The organism is Pseudomonas prosekii, assembly GCF_900105155.1.
Taxonomy (GTDB): Bacteria; Pseudomonadota; Gammaproteobacteria; order Pseudomonadales; family Pseudomonadaceae; genus Aquipseudomonas; species Aquipseudomonas prosekii.
The window spans coordinates 3064799-3090583 of record NZ_LT629762.1; the positions used below are offsets into that span (position 1 = coordinate 3064799).

A 25785-nucleotide genomic window follows, 5' to 3' on the forward strand; every position below is an offset into this window, starting at 1 on the left:
TGCGGCTAATGTTCGTATTCCAGCGACAAAGCCGCGTTTGCACACTCAGGTCAGTTGGTCATTGGTTTTGTGCGCGGCATAATGCTGCCGCCTACATCTATTGCAGAGTCTAGGGAGCTAGCTTGTCTACGCCTGTCGAACCCTTGCGTTTGCTGCTACTGGCCGAAGAGCCAGCGTGGACAGCGTTGTTGCGCGAGTGTCTGGCTCCGATGGGGAGCTCGGCAGTGCTGATCAGCGCGCCGAGCTGGGAGTCGGTCAGCAGTCTGTTCGATGACAACCGCAGCGCGGTGCTGTTGACGATCCCGGCACTGCAGCCGGCGCCCGGGCGCTGCAACTTGCCGACCGTGTTGTTGCTCGAACACGAACCATCGGCGCCGCCCGACGGTGTCAGTGACTGGCTGGTGCGCGACGTGCTCGACCCCGGCATGCTGCGCCGCTGCCTGCGCCATGTGCGCGAGCGCGGCGTACTCGAAAACACCCTGCAACGTCTCGCCGAGCAAGATCCGCTGACCGGCATCGCCAATCGCCAGGGGTTCCAGACTTTGCTCGCCGCGCGCCTGGCGGAAAACGACGGGCGCGGCCTCGCGCTCGGCCACCTCGACCTCGACAACTTTCGCCATGCCAACGACGCCCTCGGCCATCAGGCCGGCGACCGCTTGATCCTGCAAGTGGTCTCGCGGCTGAAAAGTCAGCTGGAGGTCGGCGATCAACTGGCGCGCCTCGGCAGCGACGAATTTGCCTTGCTGATCGACACGCGCCGCGCACCGCAACGCGCCGAATGGATGGCTGAACGCATTACCGAAGCGCTGGCCGAACCGTATTGGGTCGACGGCGAAAGCCTGTTGATCGGCTCCAGCCTGGGCATCGCCCACGCCCGCGCGCAGGCCGGCGCCGACCCGCTGATGTGGCACGCGCACATCGCCATGCAACAAGCGAAAAGCACCCAGGGCTGCACCTTTCATATCTTCAACGAACGCATCAACCGCAATGCCCGGAGCATCGCCGACCTCGAAAGCGAACTGCGCCGGGCCTTGCGCCGCGATGAGCTGGAGCTGCATTACCAGCCACGCCTGAACCTCGAAGACGGGCAGATCGTCGGCCTCGAAGCCTTGGTGCGCTGGCGCCACGCCGAACGCGGTTTGCTGCCGCCGAGCGAGTTCGTGCCGCTGGCCGAGCAGAGCGGTTTGATTGTGCCGCTGGGTTACTGGGTCATTTCCCGGGCGCTGCGTGACATGCAGGCGTTGCGCGAACGCGGTCTGCCGGCGCTGCACATGGCGATCAACTTGTCGTTCCGCCAGTTTCAGGACAGTCAGTTGCTTTCGACGCTGAGTCGCTTGATCACCGAGCGTGGCGTCGAGGCGCAATGGCTGGAATTCGAACTGACCGAAACCGCGGTGATGCGCCGCAGCGATCTGGTCAAGCAAACCATGGACGCGCTGGGCCGTTTGGGCGTGCGCTTCTCACTGGATGACTTCGGCACCGGGTTCTCGTCGTTTGTGCACCTCAACAGCCTGCCGATCACCTTGCTGAAGATCGACAAGAGCTTCGTCGGCGGCATGGAGCAACGCGAAGAGAATCGCAAACTGGTGCACGCGATGATCAACCTGGCGCACAACCTCAATCTGGAAGTGGTGGCCGAAGGCGTGGAAACCCCGGCACAGCTGGATTTGCTGCGCGGGTTCGGTTGCGATCAGGTGCAAGGGTATTTGATCAGCCGACCGCTGCCGCTGGCGGAATTGGTCGAATACCTGACGTTCGGCAGCAGCCAGCAGACCGCCATAGAAGTGATGAGCTAACGCAAAATCCCCTGTAGGAGCGAGGCTTGCCCGCGAAGGCGTCGTATCAGTCGACATCTTTGTTAACTGACACGAAGCCTTCGCGGGCAAGCCTCGCTCCTACACGGGATCTCACTCTGGCTGAGGAACTTCGAAACGCTGCTGCACCGCAGGCTCGCGCCGGATCATCCGTTTCATCTTCCACTCAAACGCCAAGGTCAAACTCACCGCCGCGCACGCCAGGCCCAGCGCCAGGCCCCACCAGACGCCCGTCGGCCCCCAGTTCAGATTGAACGCCATCAGCCACGCGGCCGGTGCGCCGATCAGCCAGTAGCAACCGAGCCCGACCAGGAATGTAGTCTTGGCGTCCTTGAGCCCACGGATGCAGCCCATGGCAATCGTCTGCGTACCGTCGAACAACTCAAACCACGCCGCTACCGCCAGCAGGCTCACCGCCAGATCAATCACCGGCCGGAATGCCGCGTCGTTGTGGTCGAGAAACAGCCCGATCAATTGATTCGGCAACAACCAGAAGACCATCGCAAACGCGAGCATCGAAGCGCCGCCGAACACGATCCCGACCCGACCCGCCAGCCGCGCATCGAGCAATTGCCCGGCGCCGTAATGCTTGCCGATGCGCATGGTGATCGCATACGAAAGCCCCGCCGGCACCATGAACGCCACCGAAACAATCTGCAGCGCAATCTGATGCGCGGCCAATTGCGTGCTGCCCATGGTGCCCATGCACAGCGCGGCAAACGCGAACAAACCGACTTCCACCGCGTAGGTGCCACCAATCGGCAAACCCAGGCGCCAGAGTTCTTTGAGGTACTGCCGGTTCGGCCGCGACAGGCCCTGACGCAACGGATAAGCGTCGTAAGCCGGGTGCCGGCGAATGTGCAGCGCCAGCGCCACGGCCATCAGGTTGGCAACAATTGCCGTCACCAGGCCAATGCCGACCAGACCCATTTTCGGCAAGCCGAACATGCCGGTGATCAACGCATAGTTGAGGACGAAGTTGGCCACCGTGCCGCACAGGCTGATCACCATCACTGGCGTCGCCCGGCCAATCGCGCTGGTGAACCCGCGCAGGGCCATGAAACTCAGGTAGCCGGGGAGGGCGAACGGCAGGATCAGCAGGAATTGCCCGGCGGCCTGAACGTTGGTTTCGGTCTGGCCAAACAGCAGCAGCACCGGTTTCAGGTTCCACAGCAGCAACCCGGCCACCAACGCCATCAGCCACGCCAGCCACAACCCGGCCTGCGTCAGCCGCGCCGCGCCGACAATATCGCCAGCGCCCTGGCGGATCGCCACCAACGTGCCGACCGCCGCAATCACGCCAATGCAGAAAATCGACACGAACGAATAAGTCGCCGCTCCCAGACCACCGCCGGCCAGCGCCTCGGGACTCAGGCGCGCCATCATCAGGGTGTCGGTGAGGACCATCAACATGTGCGCCAACTGCGAGGCAATCAACGGCCCCGCCAGCCGCATGATGGCCCAGAGTTCGGTACGTGCTGGATGCTGCATGGTCATCACGCTCCTACGGCAGATAGAACAGGGAAACGCCGATTCTCGGCGCTCTGCGGGGTTTTCACAAAGGGATAAAAAGGATGGGTGGCATGATTAAAACTCATCCAGCGGACTTTCTGATAAGTTTGCCCGATCCCTCTTTTGCCCCATCCGCGATAGGAGCTTTGCGCATGTCTCGTCGGCTTCCTCCCCTGTATGCCCTGCGCGCATTTGAAGCGGCGGCGCGGCACAGCTCGTTTACCCGTGCGGCAGAAGAGCTGTCGATTACCCAAAGTGCAGTCAGTCGGCATATTCGTACGCTCGAAGAGCACTTTGCCTGTCGGCTGTTTCATCGCAGTGGGCGCAATCTGCAATTGACCGAGTCGGCGCGGCTGATTCTGCCGGGCATTCGTGAAGGTTTTACCGCGCTGGAACGCGCCTGCAATACCTTGCGCGCCGAGGACGACATCCTGCGCATGAAAGCCCCGTCGACCCTGACCATGCGCTGGTTGCTGGCGCGGCTCAGCCGTTTCCGGCATGTGCAGCCGGGCAACGAAGTGCAATTGACCAGCGCCTGGATGGACATCGACGCGGTGGATTTCAACCACGAACCGTTCGACTGCGCGGTGATCCTCAGCCGTGGCAACTTCCCCCCGGATTGGGAGACAACGTTGCTGTTTCCGGAAGAACTGATCCCGGTCGGTGCGCCGAACCTGCTCGACGATCAACCGTGGGATGTCGCGCGATTGGCCAGCACCGAGCTGCTGCACCCGGCGCCGGACCGGCGTGATTGGCGCAATTGGCTGGAACGCATGGGGCTCGCCGACAAGGTTTCGCTCAAGGGCGGGCAGGTGTTCGACACGCTGGAGCTGGGCATGATCGCCGCCGCTCGCGGTTATGGCGTGTCGATGGGCGACCTGCTGATGGTCGCCGAAGATGTCGCGCAAGGTCGCCTGAGTCTGCCGTGGCCGACCGCCGTTGCCAGCGGTGAAAAGTATTATCTGGTGTGGCCGAAAACCCGTCCCGGCGGTGAGCGCATGCGCAGGCTCAGCGACTTTTTGCAGGGCGAAGTCCGCGCCATGGAATTGCCCCCGGTCGAACGCCTGAGCTGACCAAAACCGCACCTCAACGAACGCACCCCCTGTAGCAGCTGCCGAGCACCGCGAGGCTGCGTCCGGCGGCAAAGCCGTCGTAAACCCGCGCACACGCTGAAACTGAAACACCGCGCTGGCTGATTTCACGACGGCTACACCGCCGAACGCAGGCTTCGCCAGCTGCTACATAACGGCTACGCCGCCGAACGCAGGCTTCGCCAGCGGCTACCGAACGGGTGGCGGCATCACGGACTGTCATCAGTTCTGCGCTATAACCGGGTTAATAACTCAAGTATTCAGATTTGCCGCCGAATATCTGCTGGTGGAACCTTCGTGCAGGTTCTGCGCTACGCCTACACGCGTTATCCAATTATTAGAAATTTTGCTGAGCGCCCAACCGGATCAAGGAGGATCCGGTCGCTTGGCCAGGAGCTGTCATGTCTCAACCCCGTGCCCGGATCGCCTCACAGCTAGGTCTTGCGCTTGCCGTGATACTGGCGATTGTCATCAGCGGCAGCACCGTGTTCGCCTTGCGTTCGCTGGACACTGCCAACCTCGCCACCCGCGAAGAGCATTTGGCCAGTGAAGCGCGCTTGCTCGCCGATCAGTTGAGCACCTTCCACGGCACGTTGCGTGAAAGCACCCAGCGCCTCAGCGGCTTGTTCGAAAAGCGCTTCAGCGCGGGCCTGAGCGTGCACCCGGACGAACCTGTGAGCGTGGCCGGCGTGCAGACGCCGGGGCTGCATCTGGGCAGCGAAGTGTTGAACAACAACTTCCAGGAAGTCGACGAGTTCAAGCAAATGACCGCCGGCGTAGCCACGGTGTTTGTGCGCAGCGGCGAAGACTTCATTCGCGTCAGCACCTCCCTGAGCAAGCAGGACGGCACCCGCGCTATCGGCACCTTGCTGGATCACGCTCACCCGGCTTACGCACGGTTGATCGCCGGGCAGAGTTACGTCGGCCGCGCCTTGTTGTTCGAACGTTCCTACATGACCCAATACACGCCGGTCAGGGACACCAGCGGTAAGGTCATTGCCGTGTTGTTTGTAGGATTTGATTACACCGACGCGCAGAACGCGCAGTTCGCCAACCTGCAGCGCTTTCGCATCGGCCAGACTGGCTCGCTGGCGTTGCTCGACGAACAAAGCAAATGGCTGGTGCCGATTGCCGGCGTGCAAGCGCTGGATCAGGCGATCCCGGCCATTGTCGACCTGGCCAAAACCCCGGGTAAAGGCGAGTTCTGGAGCGACAAGTCGCAAGCGTTCTACAGCGTTGCCGTGCCGTTCGACGGCGGCCCGTGGTCGGTGGTGGCGAGCATGCCGAAAACCGAAATCAGCGCCGTGACCTGGAGCGTCGGCATCCAATTGGCCATCGGCAGTCTGTTGGCGATGTTGATTGCGGTGGGCTCGGCAGTCTGGTTGCTGCGCAGCAAACTGGCGCCGCTGGGGGATCTGGTGCGTCAGGCCGAAGCCTTGGGCGCCGGTGATTTGAGCGTGCGCCTGAACGTCTCGAGCAACGACGAAATCGGTCAGTTGGCGCGCGCCTTCAACCAGATGAGCCAAGCGCTGTCGACCATGGTCGAGCACATCCGCAAGGCCTCTGCCGAGGTCAACAGCCGCGCCCAGGCCTTGTCCGGTTTGTCCGGCGGCGCTTATGAAGGCATGGAGCAGCAGTCCGGCGAAATCACCAGCATGGCCGGCGCCGTGGAAGAGTTCAGCGCCACCTCGCTGAACATCGCCGACAACATGAGCAACACCCAGCGCATGGCGCAGGAAAACGCACAGCAAACGCAGATCGGTCGTACATCGATGACCGAAGCATCCTCTTCCCTCGAACAAATTGCCGGCGCACTGAACAGCACCGCGACGGTGATCAACACCCTCGGCCAGCGCTCCCAGGAAATCGGCGGCATCGTCGGCGTGATTACCGCGATTGCCGACCAGACCAACCTGCTGGCGCTCAACGCCGCCATCGAGGCCGCGCGTGCCGGCGAGCAGGGCCGTGGTTTTGCCGTGGTCGCCGACGAGGTGCGCAACCTCGCGTCGCGCACTCGTGAAGCGACTGACGAAATTTCCAGCATGATTCAGAGCATCCAGCAGGAAACCGGCAACGCCGTGAGCACCATGGAACAGGGCAACGTGCTGATGCAGGAAGGCTTGTCGCGCAATGCCAACGTCGCCTCGGCACTCGAGCGCATCGACGAACAGAGCCGCTCCGCCGGCCAACAATTCGCCGCTATCACCACCGCCACCCAAGAGCAGAGCAGCACCGCGACGTTGCTCAGCAGCAACCTGCAAAGCATCGCGCTGGCGAACAGCGAGCAGCGTGAAGTGGTGTCGAACCTGGCGATCACCGCCAAGGAACTGGAAAGCCTGGCCGCAGACTTGCGCCAAGAGGTTGATCGGTTTCGTTGAGACGCCTGTGAAATAGCTATCGCGAGCAAGCTCGCTCCCACAAGGTCAATATCGGCCTTGTAGGAGTGAGCCTGCTCGCGATGGCAGCAGCGCAATTTCCTGCCTAGTCACACTTGGCGTTACTCGCCACTTCCTTGCTCGCCAGTTTCAGCTGTTTGCCCAGTTCCGCTGCGTTGTTGCTGGAGTAGACGCGGCCGCCGGTGTTTTCGGCGATGCAGCGCGAGGGGCCGCCGGTGCCGATGTTGACCACGTTGACCCGCAGGCGCGGCTGGTTCTGGGCGATTTGGCGGGACACGGCGCAGACGTCTTTCTGGCAGTTGTCTTCGCCGTCGACGAACATCACGATCACCGCATCGTTGTTGCGCCCATCGACGGTGCTGGCGGCTTTGGCCAGGCTGTCGGCCAGCGGCGTGCCGTCGTTCGGGCGCAAGCCGCGGATGCCGTTGATCAGGCGCTGACGATCGCCAAACTTGAAAACCCCTTGATCCGGCGTGCTGTTGCAGCCTTCGTAGGTGATCAGCCGTGTGTCGATCTTCGGGTCGAGGCCGTTGATCATGCCGGCCAGCGAATCCTTGGCGACGTCCATGCGCGTCGGTTTGGCGAAGATTTGCATCGTGCGATTGGCGTCGAGGTAGCGGTTGTACTCGTTGCTGAAGAACCAGTCTTCGTCGGCCTTCACTGACTTGATGTTCATGTCCATCGAGCCTGACGTGTCGAGCACCACGACGAATTGCGGAATCTTGGTGTCCGGGGATTTCTTGCGGCAGGCGAAGTTGTCCAGCGTCGGCGCCGGTGGCGGGGCGACGACCACCGGTTTTGGAGGCGGCACGGGTTTCGGCGCGGGGACCGGGATCGGTTCTGGTTCTGGCACGGGTTGCGGTTCTGGCTCCGGTTCAGGCACAGGTTCGACGACAGGCTCGGGAACCGGCTCCACTGGTGTCACCACGGGCGCGACCGGCACCACCACCGGCGCGACTGGCGCCACCGGAACGATCGGCACCACAGGCTCGCGGTGCAGGAACCAGTACAACCACAGCGCCAACAGCAACAACAGCAACGCCAGCAATGCCGCCGCGACCCACCAGCCAAGGCGCGATTGCCGCGCAACCACCGGCGCAACGACTGGCGCAATCACCGGCGCAACAGCAATCACTGGCGGCGGAATCGGTCGCGGTGGCCGCTGGTTCCAGCGCACCGCCAAGGGCTCGCCATTCAGGCTGTAGAGCTTGTCCAGCTCGGGCGCGCCCAACAGGCTGCGCAGCTCATCGGCGACGCTCGGCTGACCGCGTTTTTGCAGTTCGTCCGCCAGCAGTTCGAGGGACGCCTGGCGCGCATCCCAGGTTTGCAGCAATCGTCGTTGTGCGTCTTCGTTGAGCTCGGCATAGGGCGTCGGTTGGCCACCCAGTTCGGTCCACCATTCCAGCACGTCGCCGCTGCCCATGCGCGGGATGGCGAAGAGGCTGGCGACGTTCGGCGGAAAGTGTTTCTGGATAAGGGCGACTTTCGCTTGCAGCGCACTCATCCCCTCCGGTGTGGCTTGCGCATCCCTGATAACCCGCTGCATGACGACGATTCCTGGAAAAAGGTGCAGGCCTCCAACGGAAGCCTGCCGGGTGAAAAGTTACTCTTCGTAACCGAGGCTGAATTGCAGCTGATTGACTTTCTTCTGCAGGGTTTTCAGCTGTTCCTGCTTGGCTGCCAGCGTTGCCGGCGAGGCCTTGGTTGTGGGGGATGCCTGGGACGCCTTGAGTTGCTGTTCCAACCCGGCAATCTGCTTTTGCACCTGGCTCTGATTACCGTGACGGGCCTTGAGCGAGCTCAGCAACTGGCCCAGCGACTGGTTCAGCGCAGCCTGGGATTTCTGCTGGCTGGCGAGGTCGGTTTTGGTGCTCAGTTGCTGGGCCTGAATGTTCTCGTAGACCTGACGGAACATGGCGTTTTCCTGACGGGACGCCGCCAGGGCGGTTTCCTTTTGCTTGACCTGATCGCTGTAACCGCCGGAGTAGTCGCAGTTCATTTTGGTCAGCATGCTGCTGTCGCGATTGGTCGCATCGCATTCGCCCGGCTTGGTCGCGCAACCGCTCAAGCTCAGGACGGCGGTGAGAATCGCCAGTTGTTTTAGCGTCATGTGCTTAACCCAGAGTGATCGCGGAACGTTGGCTGTACAGACCGTCGACTTCCTTTTGCAGGGCGGCGACTTTCTCGTTCATTTTCAGGATGCTCACGTCCACTTGCTTGATCTCGGCACTGCTGCCCTGAGCGCGCTCGGCGTTCGCCACTTTGGTGTATTCGGTGACCTTGGTGCGCATGTTGCCGAGGTCTTTGCGCAGGCGCGCAATGTTCTGGTCAATCTCGGCGATGTCGGTTTGCGCCTTGGCCTTGTCGACTTTCTTGTTGGCGATGTCTTTTTTGATCTGGGCGATGCGCGCCTGGTCGTCGTTGATCACCTGCTGCGCGGTCGCGGTACGGGCGATGACGTTCTGCGTGTCTTGCTCGACATCGCTGTTCATCTTCGCCAGACGCGTGGTGGTGTCGGAGTATTCGCTGCGACGCTGATCCAGATAATAGTTGGCGCCCATGGCCACGCCACACGCGGTAATCCCGGCGGCAATCGCGCACACAGCCTTGTTGCTGCTGTTGGACAGTGCACAACTGAGAATGCCGACACCGGCGCCGACGGCGCAGGCCTGGTAGCCGGATTTGCTGAAGAACTGCGCGTCACTGCCCTGGGTCAGGCGCGGGTCGGCGCCGTCGCTGCCGCCGAGCATCGAACTGCCGGTGTTGGCACAACCGGTCAGCAACAGACTGCCGGTGAGGACGAAAGCGATCTGTAGCTTGAAGCGAGTCCAAAGGCTGCGCGACATGATGAAACTCCTTGGTGACGATGTTGGCGTGGCGTTCTTTTGATTGAGTAGCTGATCAGCTAGCCAATTGCGTTATTGGGTGACGGTCTTGCAACTGGTCAGCCAGGCCTCAGTGTCGATCTTCTGCTTTTGCAGGAAGGTCTTCTGATTGGCCCAGTGAGTGCGCAGGTACGGCTTGAGGTCTTGCAGCTGTTTGTTGCGGGTGATGATCTCTTCCATCACCGGCACTTGCGCTTCCAGCAGTGGCTGGCCGTACAACGTCGCCGATTCCACCAGGCTGCTGGCGTAGTAGCGGCTGAGTTTGTGCAGGCGATCCTTTTGCTCGTCGAGCTTGCCTTTGCGCATGTCGCAACTGGCGTCCTTGTCGGTGCCTTCGCAATTGAGCTTGTAGTTCTTCTGCAGGAAATCCACGTACTGGCCGTCGTCGAGCATCTTGGTGCACAGGAACGCACCGAGGTTGAGGCTGGCGCGGATCGCCTGATCGCGGGTTTCTTCCTGCTGCTGATTGCTGGCGCGCAACTGGTTTTCCAGCGCCTGGAGTTTCTCCTTGAGCGCTTTGTCTTCGACGCCGGACGCCAGGCTGTTCAGCGATTGCACGGTGCCCTTGTCCGCCGACTCGGTGTCCTTGGCGCCGGTGCCGAGTTTCTTCCAGCTGCTTTCGATCCCGGCCACCCGCTCGCGCGAAGTCAGGGTTGGCGAGACCAGCACCAGGCGCAGACCGGTGGTTTTGTTTTTCACCTGGCCGTCGGCGTTGTAATACGGCTCTTCCTTGCGCAACGCGGTGCGCAGGTCGGCCTGGGCCGTTAAGTAGTTGCCGCCGCGCACCACGTAGCCTCCGGCCTGACCGTGCTGGCGGTCGAGTTTGTTCAGGCGAAACGGTTCGAACATCATTTCGTCGGCGTTACCGAGCATGTCGTGCAGGCCCAGCGGATTGGGTTTTTGCAGCCCGGACAATTGCAGTTTGCCGTTGGACGACTGCGCCCCGGCGAACCATTCGTAGGCGTTGATGCCGTCAGCCATCGGATAGCGCGTATCGCGGAATTCCGCGGCACCGACTTCCAGGCCACCGCGCGCGGCGAACTCCCACTCGACTTCAGTCGGCAAGCGCAGGAAACCCAGCGCGCCGTCTTCTTTGGGCAACTTGGCGGCGGCGTTCTTGCGCAGCCACAGGTTGTATTTGTCCGCCGCGTCCACGGCTTGCACCCAGCTCACCGAGACCTGCGGCAAGCGCATTTTGGTCGCGGCGGTGGGGCAGGTTTCTTCGGTGAGCGCAGCGTATTGCAGCTGGCTCATCTCGTATTTGGCCATCAGGTAATAACGCGATTTGTCGTTTTTCGCGCCGGTGAAACTGCCGGCGATAAACGCCGGTCGAGTCTGCTCGACGTAGCCGTATTCGGCGCCGTCCTGGCCGATGTTGATCGGGTAATCGTCGAGCGGCCCGGCGACCGGAATGAACACCTTGCGAAACACCATCGAGCCTTCACACGGCATCGGCAGCACGACATCGCTGGCCTCGGGCATCGGGTTGTAATACTTCTCTTCCCAGCCCGCCGCCGAGGCGTCGAGCAAGTAACCCAGGCTCAGGGGCAACAGCAAGCCAAAACGTTTATAGCTCACGCAGACTCTCCGCAGGTTGGATGCTGATGGCGCGCACGGCGCCGATCACGGCGACCAGTGCAGCGACCAGAAAGGTCAGGAGCAGGGCGGCGAGGCCATGCCAGAGGGTAATGTGGCAAACGAAGGTGCCGGTGGCCTGGCTGCTGCCGAGCAAGTAGTCGAACAAATGGCTGCCGACCGCGTAAAACATCAGCCCGCCAAGGTAACCGGCGAGGCTCAGCAGCAGCGCTTGCAGCACCACAAAACCAGCGACCGCCGTACGCTTGAAGCCGAGCAGACGCAGGACCGCGAGGCTTTTGCGCTTGCGGTCGATATTGGCCAGAAACGCGCCGACCATCGACGCCACGCAACCGATCAACGCCGCCAGGGCAATAACGCCGAAGATCAGCCCCAGCACATGATTGATCGCTTTGACGTTATCGATATCGGCCAGTCGGCTTGAAGTTTCAATGTGTTGTTCGTTGAGCCAGCGCTCCAGCGGCGCGACTTGGTCGATGTCGCGCGCGTAGACACGGGCGCGCGCGTACAGCGGTTGCAGGTCGCCGAGCGGTTTGCCGGTGGTGACGCCGAACGCGGCGACCTGATAACCGTCGCGAAAGCGTTCCAAATCCAGCAACAGCGGCGGCGCGACAAACCCCGCTGCGCGGCCGAATCGGGCGCCGTCGAGTATCGCCAGCACGGTCAGGTTCAGCTCGCCGCGCTCATTGACCCCTTCGAGCCGGCGCAGCACGCGCATTTGCACAGTGTCGCCGACCTTGGCTTGCAAGCGTTGCGCGGCGCGGGCGCTGAGGATCACTTGCTGGCCCACGGGATTGAATTGCGCCAGGTTCAACTGCGGATCGCCGGGTTCGGTGGCGATGATTTCGGCACTCTCAACAAACCGCGTCATGCCGATCAACAAATCCGCCTGAGTGTTCAACGAGCGGGTCTGGCCGAGGGCAAAACCTGTTTCCGGGCGCAGGCGCAGACGCTCGATCCAGGCAGTGTCGTAGTTGCCGTTGCTGAGCATTTTCACTTCGAGGTTGCGCGGGTCGCGCAGCAATTCGTCCTGCAACTGGCTGACCACGCCGTGCTTGAGTCCGAACAGCAGCAACAGCGGCGCGATCACCGCCACCAGCGAGGCGGCGATGCACAACGACACTTTGCGGTCGTGCCAGAGGTCTTGCAGCGCCAGTGAGCCGAGCAGGCGCAAGCGGTCAGTCCATCGGTTCAAACAGAGTCTCTCCCTGACGGCTGACCGCACCGAGGCGCGGCAAGCCAAAATCTTTCAGCAACGCCCAATCGTGTGACACCACCAACGCACTCAGGCCCATGCTCGACACCAGACTCAGGAGCAATTCGAACAGGCGCCGGGCACTGTGCGGATCGAGCGCGGCGGTCGGTTCGTCGGCCAGCAACAGCAGCGGTTCATGGGCAATCGCGCGCACGCAGGCGACCCGCTGGCGTTCGCCGATCGACAGCGCTTGCGGGTGCTTGTCGAGCAAACCCTGCAGACGCAACACCTCGACCGCGTGGTCGATGTGCGCGCTGTGCGTCGACATGCCGAGCAAGCGCCGGGGCAGGCTGATGTTGTCGCGCACGCTCAAGAACGGCAGCAACCCGCCGCTCTGCAAAATAAATCCCAAGTGCTGCGAACGCACCGCTGCCAGCGCCGGTTGGTCATCACTGGCGAGCAGCCGCGCGATGTCCTGCGCGGGTAGCACGCCTGTGCGCGCCGGGGGCTCTTGGCGTCCAGGGCCTAACTGAAAACGTTCGAGCTCGACCGGCGCGAGCAACAGGCCGATGGCTTCGAGCAAGGTGCTTTTGCCGCTGCCACTCTCGCCAGTGATGGCGAGGATTTCCCCGGCACGCACGTGCAAGTGCGGCAGGCGCACGTGATGGGCCAGCGCGCCTTCACCACGGCGCACCAGCAGGTTTTTGATATCGAGCATCGGTGTCTCGTTAAGGCATCATTTCCAGGGGCACGGGATAAACGTTGTCCCGTGCATCGCTGTCCTTGGCCAAAGCCACCCAACGGTCGACGTCAGCGTTGTAACGCTGGTAGTGCCGCAGTTTGGTGTTGAGCGTGCGGATAAATTTCTCCTGCGCCAGGCCGTCCCAGCTCTTCCAGGTTTCTTCGTCGAGGTTCAGCACTTCGCTCTGATAGGGCAGGTCTTCGAGGTATTCGCCGAGCACGCCCATGTCTGCCAGTTTGGCGTTGCTGTTCTGCTTGAGCTGGTTGGGATCGGCGCCCATGGTCGCGGCCACCGAGCGCAGGCGTTCGAACATTTCCGTCGGCGAGATCAGGCCTTCGTTGGCGGCATCGAGAATCTGCTTCATGACGTCGCTCAAGTCACTGAGCTGGGACTTGGTCAGCAGCACCCGCACGTCGGTGGTGGGGATGTTCTGCTTGATCAGGTCACGGTCGGTGATCCACGCCTTGAACACCGGCGGCGCCTTGCTGTTGGTCTTCTCGCCGAGATAGGCGAGCTGCATGGCGTGGCCGATCAGCGCGGCGTCTTCGAGCATTTTCTTCTCGGCCGGATCCTGCTTGGCGTTGATCGCGCTGCCGATTGCGTCTTCACCCAGGTAAGCGGCTTTCACCTGCGAGGTGATGGCGGTGGCCAGCGCGTCGACCTTGCGCCCGAACTCCTGAACGTCGCCGGCGTTCACCGGGTAATACAGCGAAGTATTGGTACCCGGGTAGGTCGACAGGTTCTGGTACTGCGCTTCAGCCTTGCTGTGGTCTTTGATGCCTGCCGGGGTTTTCAGGTGCAAGGTGTAAATCGCCACGCCTGGGTTGGTGGCTTCGAGGCGAACCTGCGAGGCACTCAAACCGGTCTGCGAGAGTTTGTCGTCACCTTCGATGGCGCCGGCATCGGTGATCAGCACCACGTAGCGCGCGCCGAATTGAGTCCAGTCGACTTTGTCGATGCTGTGCATCACACCGGCAAACGCGTCTTCATCAAAACTGCTGCTCGAGACTTTGGCCTGCTTGAGGTCAGCGACCTTGGCGAGGAAGTCGGAGCTGTCCTTCACCTGGGTCGGGTCGGCGTACATTTTCGTGGTGTATTCCAGGCCCGGCACCGCTTGCGTGCTGGAACGGAACGCGACGAGGCCGAACTTGACCTGCTTGCCGAGGTTCTGCGATTCGATCTGCTGATAGACCTTGCGGATCGCTTCGCGAGTGCGGTCGATGTACGGGTCCATGGAAATCGTCGAGTCGATGACAAATACCACCGCCGCGCTGAATTCCTTCAACTGGCTGGCAGCCTTGTCGTCGGCTTCCTTGCCAGCGGCGGCGCCGGTTTTGGCCGCGCCACCCTTGGCGTCCTTGTCATCCGGTTTGCTCACCGAAGCGACGTTCAGCAGGCGCGTGCGGAAGCCGCCTTCGGTCATCACTTCTTCGCCGCTGAGCACCGGCAGCAAGTAGAACTGCTTTTGCAGGTCGACGAAGTATTCAGGTTCTTCGGCCAGCACGCCGGGTGCCTGCTGGCCTTTTTTCAGAGTGGCACGCAGCGGTGCGACTTTGCTCACCGGGTCCGGCGCATCGAGGATGCCTTCGACCGTGGCGCGTTCCTTGAAGAACAACAAGCGGTCGCGGTTGGCCGGGTTAGTGAAGGCCAGTGTCAGCTGCATCTTCCACTCGGTGGTGCAACTGGCGGGCAGCCAGCCAATGGTTTTGCCGTAACTGTCCGGGCCGACTTTCAGCCATTCGGCGTTGGCGGCCTGAGCGCGCTCATACACGTAGAAACGGCTGAAGGTCGGTTGCGCCTCACCGGCAGCGCCGCCAGCAGTCGGGCTGATCTGGCAGCCCGGCGTGGTCAGCACGCGTTGGAACAGGGTTTTTTTACCGGCCTGGATCAGCGGTTTGTCATCGGCCTGGGACCACGGGCTGATGCACAGCGCCAGCAGCGCAGCGCCGCTCAACAGGAATCGACTCACGGGCGAGCGCATCACTTCTGCAACTCCTCGAAGCGCTGTTTGGCTTCGGCGTTGTTCGGGTCCTGAGTCAGGATGGTTTCGTACCAATAAGCGGCAGTGGCGTTATCGGCGGCCGGGAAGCACTCGCTGGCCTTGAGGTATTTCGGGTCGTACTCGCGGGCGTAGGCATTGGCGATCAGCGGATCACCGGCCTGCGCGCGGTTGGCGTACAGACGCTGGGCGACGCCGCAGTGTTTGCTGGCCTTGGCCTGGTTGATGATTTCGAGCAATTTGGCGCTGTCCGGCGCAGCCTTGATGCAGGTCTGGACGAAGGTCAGCTCGGGCACGCTGTTCATGCTGTCGAGGGTGCAGGCTTCAGCGTTCGTCGCGGTCGGTGCGGGCGCCGCAACTGTCGGTGCCGGTGCCGGGGTGCGTTGGTAAAACCAATAACCGAGGCCGGCGGCCAGCAGCAACAGCACCACGATCAACAGCGCGATCAGGCCTTTTTTGCTTTTCTTCACCGGCGCCGGTGGCGGGGTGTAGACCGGTTCGGCGGGGGCCGGGGTTGGTTCTGGTTCCGGCTCGGCGACCGGCAGGATCAGCTCAGGCAGTTCCGGGATTTCCGGTTCCGGCTCGGGCACGACTGGCGCGCTCAGGTCGGCGCCGCCGTAAGTCGAACGCGTCTGGCCACCCGCCGTCGAGGGCAGCAAACCGACGCCCGGACGCACTACGCCTTTGTCGGCGTGGCCGAGGTTCTGTTCGCGCAGCTCAATCTGGAATTGCGAGTTGGCGCCGCCCTCCAGCAACGGATCGACCACTTCCGGGCCAACCTGCGCCTCAAGTGCTTCGCCGCTGGCCGCGAGGGCAAAACGCGAGACCTTGAACCAGAACGGATTATTGCTCCAGGCCTTCTGGTCCTGGAGGTAAAAACCGTCCTGGTTGCGCTGGATGGAGAATTCCAGCTGTTCTTCGCCACCCTGCCATTTCTTCACAGTGAGGCACGCCCGGCCAGGCACATTGGGCTCTAACGCGAGCAGGTCGACACGAATTGGCATTGCTTATCTCGCTGCGAAGGCTGTGAGCACTTGGCCCAGCCGTTCGTTCTGTTCAGGGGTGATTTCGCGACCGGCACCATGGCCGGCGTTGTCCATCGTGATGTAGGCCAGGCCCGAGAGCCAGTCGCCGAGGAAGCGCTGCGCTTGGTTCGCCGGTTGCGCCGGCAGTTCCGGCACTTGCCCCGGACCGATGTCGGTGTAGAACGCAAACAGCGGCGCTTTGGCCCCGGCGCGGCTGTTCGGGCGCTCGCTCACGGGTTTCTGGATGTAGCCGAACCAGGAGACGAAATCGCGCAGCACGCGTTGCACTTCCAGCACTTGGCGCTCGACCAGTTGATCGCGCCGTGCGCCGCTTTGCGCACGTTTGAGCACCGCGCGGCTCAACTGGCCCGGCAGGTCCTGGCGATAACCGGCGGTGATCAATTCGTCGACCACCGCTTCGAGCAGGGATTTCTCCAGGCCCAGCAGGTTGAGCAAGCTTTGCCGTGTCGTCAGTTCACGCAGGTGCGCGATCCACGCTTTGAATGCCGCTTTGGCAAAGCGATGCTCGTTGCTTTGCAGTTCCGGCGCCGGGGCAGCGGTCTTGCTGCTGGACGGCGTGTCGTGGCTCAAATCGTCGCCAAAATCAAAGTCGAAACCGGCGTCGTTGCCGTACAGGCTGTGGCTCGGCGTCGCGGCGACGGGTTCGTCACTCTCGGCCGGCTCGTCATCGGTTTCATACACGCCGCTGAGGTACAGGTCGCGCACCTCTTCGCTCGGCATGTCGAGTTGATCAATAAACTCGCCCAGCACTGCCGGACGTCGACCCAGCCCCGACAAAATCATCTGCGCCTGGGCTTTCTTGGCGGCAGCGGCGCCATCACCATCAGCGTGATACCAAGTGCTCAAACCATGCGTGGTCAAGCCTTCGAGGCATTCGCCCAACTGCTCGCGGATCCGCTGCAGTTTGAATTCGATGTTCGCCACACCTTTGAAACTGCCGCTGAAGTGGCTGATGCCACCGTCATCGTTGCGCAGCATTTCTTTCCAGGTGTTGGCCGGGTTGTTGATGTGTTTGCACACCAGCGCGTTGGCGGCAAAGCTGCTGCCCAGCGCGTCGATACGTTCCTGGTAAGCGCTGTTGATCCCGGTTTCGGCGCCGCTGGCGTCCTGGCCGATAAACGCCGCGTCCATTCGCGGTTTGCGCACCAGGAAGGTGTTCTGGAACGGCGTGCCGGCCCAGTCGTTCATCCAGCTGAGGCTGCCGAAGCGTTCGAGCATGGTCAGCTTGACCATGCCGTTCCAGCTCTCATCGTACTGATCGGCCGTCAGGCTCAGGGAGTTGGTGATGCGCAGGTCGAGCATGGTCAGCGCCCAGATCAGGCCGGTATCGCGCTTGCTGCGCGCGGCGGCGTCGGCGCCCTGGGTCTTTTCGATCCAACGCGTCAGCACCGGGCCGACGTCGTTGACGTCGCTCTGTTTGGTCGAACCGGTGCAGACCACCAGCGCGTTCATTTCCTGATTGTCGGTGTAGCGTTCAAACAGGTAAGCGACCTTGCCACGCAGGATCAACTGCGAGACGGAGTTGTCCTTGGTCGCGGATTCCGGGTCGTTGGAATCGGCGATTTCGTGGAGCTTCTTGCGTCCGCGGTAGCCGGGGAAGTCGAGCAAATCGACCTGATTGACGATGTCATCGGCCGGCGCTTCGATCAGGCAAAAAGTCATTTCGGCGGTCAGCGCGGCGAGTTGCGCCACGGCAATGCCCTGACTGTTTTGCAGGCGGCCATCAACCTTGGGTCGCACGTCGATCGGCAAGTCGCGCGGGCTGCCGAAGCGTTCGAGAATGTCGACGTTCATGATGCTGTCGCGCTGGCTGTAGGTGTCGTTTTCGAAACTCACCAGAGCTTTCAACGGCGCGAACACGGTTTCGGGCAAACCGAGCTTGTGCAGGGCGCCGGCCAGTTGCTGGTAGACGCGCGTCAGTTCGCCTTGCTCGCCCCAGAGAATCGCAAACAGCTCGGCGCGTTCCTGGAAGTTCAGGCGTGGCGCCAGTTGCAGCGCTTTCGGCCAGTACAGGTGTTCGAGTTTTTTCACCGAATTGCGGAAGTTGTCGCGCAGGTAATCCCACAGCGACACCAGGTCATCGGCCGTCACGCCCGGCTGGATCGGCCCGTTCTCGCGGCCCTCGAACGGTTTCAGCACACGCTGGATGCGCTCTTCGTCGATCTCGTAGGAGATGCGTTCGAGGTCGAAATCCTTGAACCACGAGTTGGCGAGAATCTTCGCCAGTTCGATTTCCTTGAACAGCGTCAGCTCGACCGGAAACTGATCGTCCGGGCTCGGCGTCGCCCGACGGCTGAAGCGCGTCACCAGGCCGGTGGCTTCCTTGCCGCCACCCACCGGGTTGATGTGCTTGATGAAGTCCAGGCGCTGGCCGCCGTAGTTGGTTTCGAGCTTGCCGTTGTGCCCGGCCGCGAGGGCCGAAATCAGGTACGACTTGCCGGCCTGGGACAAACCGAAGAAGCCGATGGTCATCGGCGTGCAGGCCACGCGACCGAGGCTGTGGGCCAGGTTGCGGGCGCGGTGCAGGCGGATGTTGAGATTGTCGGCTTCGCTGTCCAGGCGCGGGGCGTTGACGCGCGTCTGGCCAATCCATTCCAGCGCCTGACCGGCACCTTCATAAACAGCGGCCCAGCTGGCAGCGAGCTGATGTTGATCGGGGTTCAGATCATTCATTTGCGTTTCACACTTCCACTGTCGAGCCAGTACTTGGTCTCGCTCAGGCCGGCGTCGAGCATGGTGTTGAGTTCCAGTTCGAGGTCGCTGCGCGGGTTGAAGTTGACGTTGTTGCTGTTGGATTCGATATCACGCACCGAGAGGCGATCGCTGACCAGATCCTGTTTTTTCGTGTACTTGTCCGCGGCTTTCACCTCGAACCGCACTTTGAGCAACGGCGCGCTGCCGTTCTCACCGACCGCACGCGAGAATTTCTCGCGGCCAGCCTTGGTGAAACGCAGGGTGTACAGCGGCGAGGCGGCCCAGCGGTCGGCGGCCAACTGGCGGAAGCCGAGGCGCAGATCGCCGCGCATTTCCAGTTGCGGCGTGTCGGCCGCATCGCCGACGCCGATTTCCGGCAGCTTGATTTTGTAGTCTTCGGACTGGATGTCGCGGTACAGCACGTCGGCATCCTTGATCACGTTGTTCAGGTCGATGACGCCGATGTGCTTGACCGTCGAATACGGCTTGAGCGCCGAAGAGCGGAAATAGAAGTTCGGCACGCTGTGGTTGGCGCACAGCAGACAGAGCATGGCGCCGACCGAAGCGGTACTTTTCGGGTCGTCGATGCGGCCATTCTTGTGGAACGGATACCAGCCACCGGTGCGGTAGTTTTGCAGCGCCAGAATGCGCCCCGGCGGCAGCGGCAGGACCTTGCGAATAAACGCCTGAATCCCCGGCAGGCGCGAAGGACGGCCGGTCAGCAACAGCACGTCGCACGGGTAATGCGACACCACTTCACACAGCGCGCCGAGGATCTTGGTGATGTTGATCTGGTCGTTGAGGAACGCGGCGTGGAGCTTTTGCAGGTCGAAGCTGATCAGCGCTTCATACAGGTCGAACGCGCTCTGGCCACCGACATCGCGGCGCACCGCAGCGTTGACGTAATCGAGCACGGTCTGGCTGATGGCGTTGTCGCCGAGCAACTGGCGATAACTCTGCGGCGTCACTTCCTGCGGCTCTTGCGGGTCGTAATGTTCGTAGGCCTTGAGCAGCGCCAGGCCCAGCGGCGAAAACACCTGCAGGTTCAATTGCTGGCGCAGGATCATGTCTTGGGCGCTGACGGACTCGTCGCCGCACAAGCGCGACATCAATGAATCCGGGGCTCTGACGCCAGCGTTCTGCAAGGCTTTGTCGAAGCTTGGCAGGATGAAATCCTGAATCACGTCGAGCAGGATGTCGTCGCCGGCCACTTTGAATCCGTCGCGGAAACGCTGTTCCGGGACAATGTGCACGTTGCTGCCACTGCCGGTGTTGCCGGCGCGGTCGAGGCGATAGTCGGTGATCACCAGGTCAGTGGTGCCGCCGCCAATGTCGATGGTCGCCAGCGTAATGCGTTCGCGGTCGGTCTTGTCCGGGCGGGCGATGGTGTCGAAAAACTCTTCCGGGTGACCGGCGAAGTTCTCGTTGACCTCGGTGTACAGGTAGACCAATTGGCCGCAGGAGGCTTCGTCCCATTCCACGCGAATGCTCGGGATCGGCGTGCGCGGGCTGACGGCCTGATCCTGATGCGGGTCTTCTTCGCCGGCGTGCCAACCGAGGCTTTTCCACACCAGGCCGATGGCTTGCAACATACGTTCGTTGAGAATGCTGCGCTCGGCTTGCGGCATGCCCGGCGGCACGGTCAACGTGATGCTGTTGAGCTGGCGCGGCACGCGGGTGTGACCCTGGCGCGAGCGCTGGGCCGGGCTGTTGATTTGCGACAGCGCCTGGGCCAGCACTTCGGCGAGCATGAAGGTCATCAGCGAGCTGCGCGAATAACGCGGCATGAACACCGGCAGGCGATCGTCTTCTTCGAGGCTGTAAAGCGCCTCGCCGGTTTCGTTGATCAGGTGCGAGAACGGTGCGGCGGTGGCGTACGGTTCGTTATCGGTCTTGATGTACGAACAGTTGAAACGCCAGCCGTGGCCGTAGGCGTTTTCGTCCCACAGATAACGTTTCGGGCTGGACAGGCCGGTCGAGCCTTCGGTGCCGCGACGACGGCTGGCCAAGCGGCTGGCTTCGTTGCCGACGCGGGCGATGGTCGCCCACTGGAACGCGTCGTGGCGACCGCTCTTGACCGAGCAATGGTCCTTGCCGAAATTCGCCTGGGCAAACTCCACGCGGCTTTCGAATGGCAGGTTGTAGGTGTGTTCCGGGGTGATCAGGTCGCGCAGTTCGAGCACGTAATTGTGTTTCAGCCCGGAGCCGGCCTGACCGTGGTTCTCGATGAGGATGCCGCAGGTACGCGAGTTGCCGACGTCCAGCACCAGGTCCACGAGGATCGGTTTGACCAGGCCATTGCTGTCGTTGGCGACTACTTTCAGTTCCGGGATATCGACTTTCGGCCGCGCTGTGGACTGCGTTGCCACCGACGGCGTGCTCAACAGGCTCAGCAGGTTGAGGAAGTGCGCGAGGTGATGGTTGGCGCGAATGTCGATGTCCAGCTCTTCGCGCGAACGGTGCGAATTGCCTTCATTGAACACTTCCAGCAGCCATTCATTGACCCACGCCTGCGCCAGGAACCAGCGGGTTTCGCTGGCCTTGGTCGCCAGTTTGAAAGACACGCCGGAGCTGATGTCTTCTTCGTTCGGCGCCAGGTACGCGGTGCCGTCACGCTTGGGCATGACGCGACTGTCGAAAGCCATGGTCAGGCGATGGGTGTTGCCGTCGATGTCCGGCGTGGCCAGTTTCACCAGGCGCATGCGCGACCAGTTGCTCGGGCCTTCGTCGAAACGATGCGGCGGCATGAAACGGAAAAACGGGATCGGCAGCCAGACGCCGTTGAGCAGGTCGAGGCTGCTTTTCATGTCGACGCTGAACGCCGGTTTGGCTTTCTCGATTTTTTCCGGTTCAGGCTCGTAGAAGTAGAAGTCTTTCTCTTCGTTGTACTGCAAGCGGCAGATCAGCCCGCTGATCATCGGCGCGAACTCGCCCGCCGGTTCCTTGCGCGGATCCAGGCGCAGGGCGAAATCCATGAACTGGATACCGGTGTCGCTGACGAGCGTGACGGTGTCTTCGAATTGGGTGACTTCAGGCAACATGTCAGGTTATTCCGTGTTTATTCGCCCGTCTGCCGCATGGACATGGGGAATTGATCTTTTCCGTAACCACCGGTGCAGTCCGCGACGGTGGTCGCGCCTTTGCGGCAGTTGACCTTGGGCATGTCGTAAGTGCTGCCATCGCCGCACACGGCCTGGCCCTGACTGTCGATGGCGAGGCTGCCGCCCTTCATGGCGGCCGTGACCGGGCCGCTGCATTTCGAGCCGTCGGCCTGGTGCACGGTGACTTCGCCCTTGCCATCCTTGAACTGGTATTCCAGACGCAGCGGTTTGCCGGTGCGCCGATCCTGAATGCCGGCGCCCGCGCGGTACTGGCCGTCAAGGAAATCAGCGGCGCCGTCGGCGGCGTCCGGTGGAATGCTCAGCGCCGGGCCCGGTTTGGCAGCGGCGGCTTTTTCCGCTGCGGGTGGCGTGACGGCGGGTGGGGCGGTCGGGTTTTGCGGTGGCGCAGTCGGCGCCTCGACGGCCGGGTCCTGCGTTATGTCGGCGGGCGCAGCGTCGGCCTCCGGGCCTTCGACGGCGGGCGCTTCCACGGCATGCGTGCCTTCGACGGCAGGTTCGTTGGCGGCGCCCGGCACAGTGCCGGTGACCGGCACACCGTTGAGCGTCGCGGCGTTGCCGGTCAGTTGCGGTTCTTCGGTTTGGTGGTCGATCGGCACGACGCCGCTTGGCAGCAGATCAACCGCCACCAGCGGAATCGGCACGCAGCCGCGCATGCCGAGCAACAGCCACAGCAGCAGCAACAGAAACGGCAGCAGCAACAGCCACCACCACCAGCGACGCCACCATGGGCGAACGACCACGGGAACCACCGGCGCGACTGGCGCAATCACTGGTTCTTCAACCACTGGCGGCAGCGTGAACACCAGCGGCACGGAATAAAGGCAATGCAAAGGGTCGCGATTGCGGTCGGCGCCGGCATGCTCGAAACCCCAAAAGGTCAGCACCGGCTTGCCTTGCACCAGGTAAACGAAATTTTCGTCGGGGAAATGAATGACGCGCTTGAGCAACTTGCCGAACACGGCTTTGTCGCCCTGTTGCTGCTCGGCCGGGTCGGTGCCGAGGAAGCGCTGGCTCAATTCATCGAGCGCAGTTTTCAGCGCTTCAAGTTGCCGGCGGGCGGGCGCGCGTTCTTCTTCGGTCGCGCTGCTCCACGGGATCACATCGCCGTCGAGGCCGCTGTACCAGTCGATCTGGTTGCCGAGTTCATCGCTTTGAGGGATGGCCAGGTGATCGACCATCTCGGGATTCTTGCGGCGAATCGCTTCGCGCAATTGCAGCGCCGCCCGGTAGACCGGTTGGCCTGTTTCGCCCAAGGCAGTGAATGACCCGCTCTTACCGCTGCGTAATAGTGCCCCGCGCATCCAAACTCCATATGATCCGTTGCGCAAATGACAGACAAAATTGCCTGTGCTTGCTCCTGCAATTAGCCGGCGACCTTAATGTCATTATGATGTCGCCGTCAATCAGCCGTTGGTCCAAAACCGTATGAGACTAGCGCAAGACGAAGCGCGCTGCTCATGCTGTTTCGGTATTTGTTGAGGACGGTCTGGACGGCTGAATTTTTTAATCTTGCTGAATCGATTCATCAGCGCTATAAAAAATGCACAAATCCAAGAAAGGCTTGCCTCATGACTCCGCTAAAATTTGCCATCACCCTCGGCGCACTCACCGCTGCCTCCCACGCCATGGCTTGGGATTACGTGTTGCTTGACACCGACAAAGCCGCGCAGAACTGGCAGATCACCAGCCAGCAACTGGGCGTGAAGACCGACAAACCCTTCTCCGTGACCCTGCGCACCTTGCACGGCGGCCGGCAGGAAGGCGTGAGCATCGTCGACATCGATAACGGCACGCTGAAACTCTCGGTGGTGCCGACCCGCGGAATGAACGTGTTGCAAGCGTCTGTCGGCAACGTGCGCATGGGCTGGGATTCGCCGGTCAAGGACGTGGTCAATCCGTCCTTTATAGAGCTCAACGGTCGCGGCGGGCTGGGTTGGCTCGAAGGTTTCAACGAACTGGTCGCCCGTTGCGGCTATGAGTGGGTTGGCCACCCCGGCATCGACAACGGCGAACTGCTGACCCTGCACGGTCGCGCCGCCAACATCCCGGCCAGCAAAGTCACCCTGCACATCGACGAAAAACCGCCTTACGCCATCAGCCTGCGCGGCGAGCTGAAAGAGCAGGCCTTCAAGAAAGTCGACTTCTCGGTACTCACCGAACTGGTCACCGAGCCCGGCAGCGTGGCGTTTTCGCTCAACGACACGCTGACCAATAACGGTGATTACCCGAAGGAATACCAAGCGCTGTACCACAGCAATTTCAGCACCCCGTTCCTCGAGCAGGGCGCCCGTTTCGCGGCGCCGGTAAAACAGGTTTCACCGTTCAACGACAAGGCTAAAGCTGACCTGCCGGACTGGCAGACCTACCGCGCGCCGACCAAGGATTACGACGAAACGGTCTACAACGTCGTGCCCTATGCCGACGCCAAGGGCGACACATTGACCGTGCTGCATAACAAGGCCGGCAGCCTCGGTGTTTCCGTCGGTTTCAATACTCAGCAACTGCCAGTGTTCTCCTTGTGGAAAAACACCGATACGCAAGGGCAGGGCTACGTTACCGGGCTAGAGCCCGGGACGAGTTTTTCCTACAACCGTCGGTATCAACGGCCACTTGGTTTAGTGCCGACGATTGGGGTTAAAGAGCAGAAGCAGTTCCAGATTCACTACAGTTTGTTGGCGGATAAAGGCGCGGTGGATAAGGCGCTGAAGCAAGTGAGCGATATTCAGGATGGGCGCGAGACTGAGGTGCGTCAGGTGCCGTTGGTGGATTTGTCCAAGGAATAGACGCCCTGACAAGATGAGCAGTGAAGTGGGTGTTCACTGCTCATGGCCGGACTAAAAAGGCAGTCTCATTTTTGAGGCTTGTGCCGCATCAAATAACCGCCGGATGAAATCAAAGTCATTCCAGGTTTGGTTGGTATAAAACCGGTATTCCTTATTTCCTACTTCATCCACGTAATAAATGACGTACTCCGCGTATTTCTCATCGGCGTTAAAGCTGTAGCGCAATGAAAGAGAGAAGCTGTTTTCTTTAAGTTTCACCAGCGAGTTATTGTCGTCAAAATTCCATGAGAATTCGCCTTGCTCCGTTCTCGCGGTGAGCGCTTTGACAAAGTCGAGAAATCTAGGCGGTAGCATATTTTCGCCCTCTGGCAGGATTAACCTTTTCAAGGTTCACTTTGATGTTTTCAAGATTGTGGTGAATAAGGACTCTGAAAGGCTTCTCAAGCGGCGCGTTAGCGGTCGCGAAAATCCCTTTTCTGATGGCGATTTCAGTCTCGCCAAGAATATTGTCAATCCTGTCGAACGCCTGACCTGTGCCGGGTATTTTGGCAAACAGAATCCTGAAATGCTGATAGCACTTCAGCGCTAATGGATAGTTTTCGGTATCCACATAACCTGCTGCTTCATTGAGCGTTGCAAGACATTCGCTGACGGCTGAAGCGGCTTCTACAGCCTTGGCGTCCTTGAGCACTCTGCTGGCTTCTGCACTGATGCTTCGTGAGTAGCGCACGCTGTGCAGAACTTCGGATATTGAAATGATGAGTGCGACGATGGTTATCACCGTGCCAATGTAGGAAAAGTTATTCAGTGAAGCCGGTGAGCCGACGACGATTTCCTGCTGCAACAATGCCGTCCATACGATAGCAATGCTTATCAGGCAATAGACAAATCTGATCCAGTGACTCTTTAG

General features: G+C 61.3%; 18 protein-coding genes. 4 read left to right on the forward strand and 14 right to left on the reverse strand.

What is annotated here, in order from left to right:
• Positions 1-122: 122 nt before the first annotated feature.
• Positions 123-1796 (forward strand): putative bifunctional diguanylate cyclase/phosphodiesterase, encoded by a 1674-nt coding sequence (locus BLU01_RS13840; RefSeq protein WP_092276244.1) that lies wholly within the window; start codon positions 123-125, stop codon positions 1794-1796.
• 111 nt (positions 1797-1907) lie between these two features.
• Here the strand turns inward: BLU01_RS13840 and BLU01_RS13845 are convergent, their stop codons facing one another.
• A complete protein-coding gene (locus tag BLU01_RS13845) occupies positions 1908-3305 on the reverse strand; it encodes a NorM family multidrug efflux MATE transporter (RefSeq protein ID WP_092281614.1) in 1398 nt (465 codons plus the stop codon).
• A gap of 173 nt (positions 3306-3478) precedes the next feature.
• On the opposite strand from BLU01_RS13845, the gene BLU01_RS13850 reads away from it, so the two are divergent.
• Positions 3479-4399 carry a LysR substrate-binding domain-containing protein gene (locus BLU01_RS13850; RefSeq protein ID WP_092276247.1) on the forward strand — a complete coding sequence of 307 codons (921 nt, stop codon included), beginning with the start codon at positions 3479-3481 and terminating at the stop codon, positions 4397-4399.
• Between the two features lie 419 nt (positions 4400-4818).
• On the forward strand, positions 4819-6795 hold the full coding sequence (locus BLU01_RS13860) for a methyl-accepting chemotaxis protein (RefSeq protein ID WP_092276252.1): 1977 nt from the start codon (positions 4819-4821) through the stop codon (positions 6793-6795).
• Positions 6796-6898: 103 nt separating this feature from the next.
• Here the strand turns inward: BLU01_RS13860 and BLU01_RS13865 are convergent, their stop codons facing one another.
• The 11 genes from BLU01_RS13865 to BLU01_RS13915 form a co-directional block, all read right to left on the reverse strand.
• Positions 6899-8359 (reverse strand): vWA domain-containing protein, encoded by a 1461-nt coding sequence (locus BLU01_RS13865; RefSeq protein WP_092276255.1) that lies wholly within the window; start codon positions 8357-8359, stop codon positions 6899-6901.
• 57 nt (positions 8360-8416) lie between these two features.
• On the reverse strand, positions 8417-8923 hold the full coding sequence (locus BLU01_RS13870) for a hypothetical protein (RefSeq protein WP_092276258.1): 507 nt from the start codon (positions 8921-8923) through the stop codon (positions 8417-8419).
• A 4-nt stretch (positions 8924-8927) separates the two neighbouring features.
• Entirely contained in the window at positions 8928-9659 is a 732-nt protein-coding gene (locus BLU01_RS13875; RefSeq protein ID WP_092276261.1) for a hypothetical protein, read from the reverse strand.
• A gap of 72 nt (positions 9660-9731) precedes the next feature.
• Positions 9732-11276, reverse strand: coding sequence for an SUMF1/EgtB/PvdO family nonheme iron enzyme (locus BLU01_RS13880; RefSeq protein ID WP_092276264.1), 1545 nt, complete (start codon positions 11274-11276; stop codon positions 9732-9734).
• Positions 11266-12489 (reverse strand): ABC transporter permease, encoded by a 1224-nt coding sequence (locus BLU01_RS13885; RefSeq protein WP_092276266.1) that lies wholly within the window; start codon positions 12487-12489, stop codon positions 11266-11268. The genes BLU01_RS13880 and BLU01_RS13885 overlap by 11 nt, the downstream gene beginning before the upstream one ends.
• On the reverse strand, positions 12473-13207 hold the full coding sequence (locus BLU01_RS13890) for an ABC transporter ATP-binding protein (RefSeq protein WP_092276269.1): 735 nt from the start codon (positions 13205-13207) through the stop codon (positions 12473-12475). Before BLU01_RS13890 ends, BLU01_RS13885 begins: the two co-directional genes overlap by 17 nt.
• Positions 13208-13217: 10 nt before the next feature.
• On the reverse strand, positions 13218-15212 hold the full coding sequence (locus tag BLU01_RS13895; protein ID WP_092276272.1) for a vWA domain-containing protein: 1995 nt from the start codon (positions 15210-15212) through the stop codon (positions 13218-13220).
• Entirely contained in the window at positions 15212-16234 is a 1023-nt protein-coding gene (locus BLU01_RS13900; protein WP_092276275.1) for a hypothetical protein, read from the reverse strand. Before BLU01_RS13900 ends, BLU01_RS13895 begins: the two co-directional genes overlap by 1 nt.
• Before the next feature lie 3 nt (positions 16235-16237).
• Complete coding sequence (locus tag BLU01_RS13905) at positions 16238-18949, reverse strand: putative virulence factor (protein ID WP_092276277.1); 2712 nt, start codon at positions 18947-18949, stop codon at positions 16238-16240.
• Positions 18946-22011 (reverse strand): virulence factor SrfB, encoded by a 3066-nt coding sequence (locus BLU01_RS13910; RefSeq protein ID WP_092276280.1) that lies wholly within the window; start codon positions 22009-22011, stop codon positions 18946-18948. Before BLU01_RS13910 ends, BLU01_RS13905 begins: the two co-directional genes overlap by 4 nt.
• Positions 22012-22028: 17 nt before the next feature.
• The gene (locus BLU01_RS13915; RefSeq protein WP_092276283.1) at positions 22029-23393 is read right to left on the reverse strand and encodes an SrfA family protein; all 1365 of its coding nucleotides are present in this window, start codon (positions 23391-23393) and stop codon (positions 22029-22031) included.
• Positions 23394-23660: 267 nt separating this feature from the next.
• Between BLU01_RS13915 and BLU01_RS13920 the strand changes: the two genes are divergently transcribed.
• On the forward strand, positions 23661-24875 hold the full coding sequence (locus BLU01_RS13920) for an aldose 1-epimerase family protein (RefSeq protein WP_092276286.1): 1215 nt from the start codon (positions 23661-23663) through the stop codon (positions 24873-24875).
• 51 nt (positions 24876-24926) lie between these two features.
• On the opposite strand, the gene BLU01_RS13925 is transcribed toward BLU01_RS13920, so the two are convergent.
• Positions 24927-25229, reverse strand: coding sequence for a hypothetical protein (locus tag BLU01_RS13925; protein ID WP_092276289.1), 303 nt, complete (start codon positions 25227-25229; stop codon positions 24927-24929).
• Positions 25216-25719, reverse strand: a complete 504-nt coding sequence (locus BLU01_RS13930) for a hypothetical protein (RefSeq protein WP_157720163.1) — start codon at positions 25717-25719, stop codon at positions 25216-25218. The genes BLU01_RS13925 and BLU01_RS13930 overlap by 14 nt, the downstream gene beginning before the upstream one ends.
• Between the last annotated feature and the right edge of the window lie 66 nt (positions 25720-25785).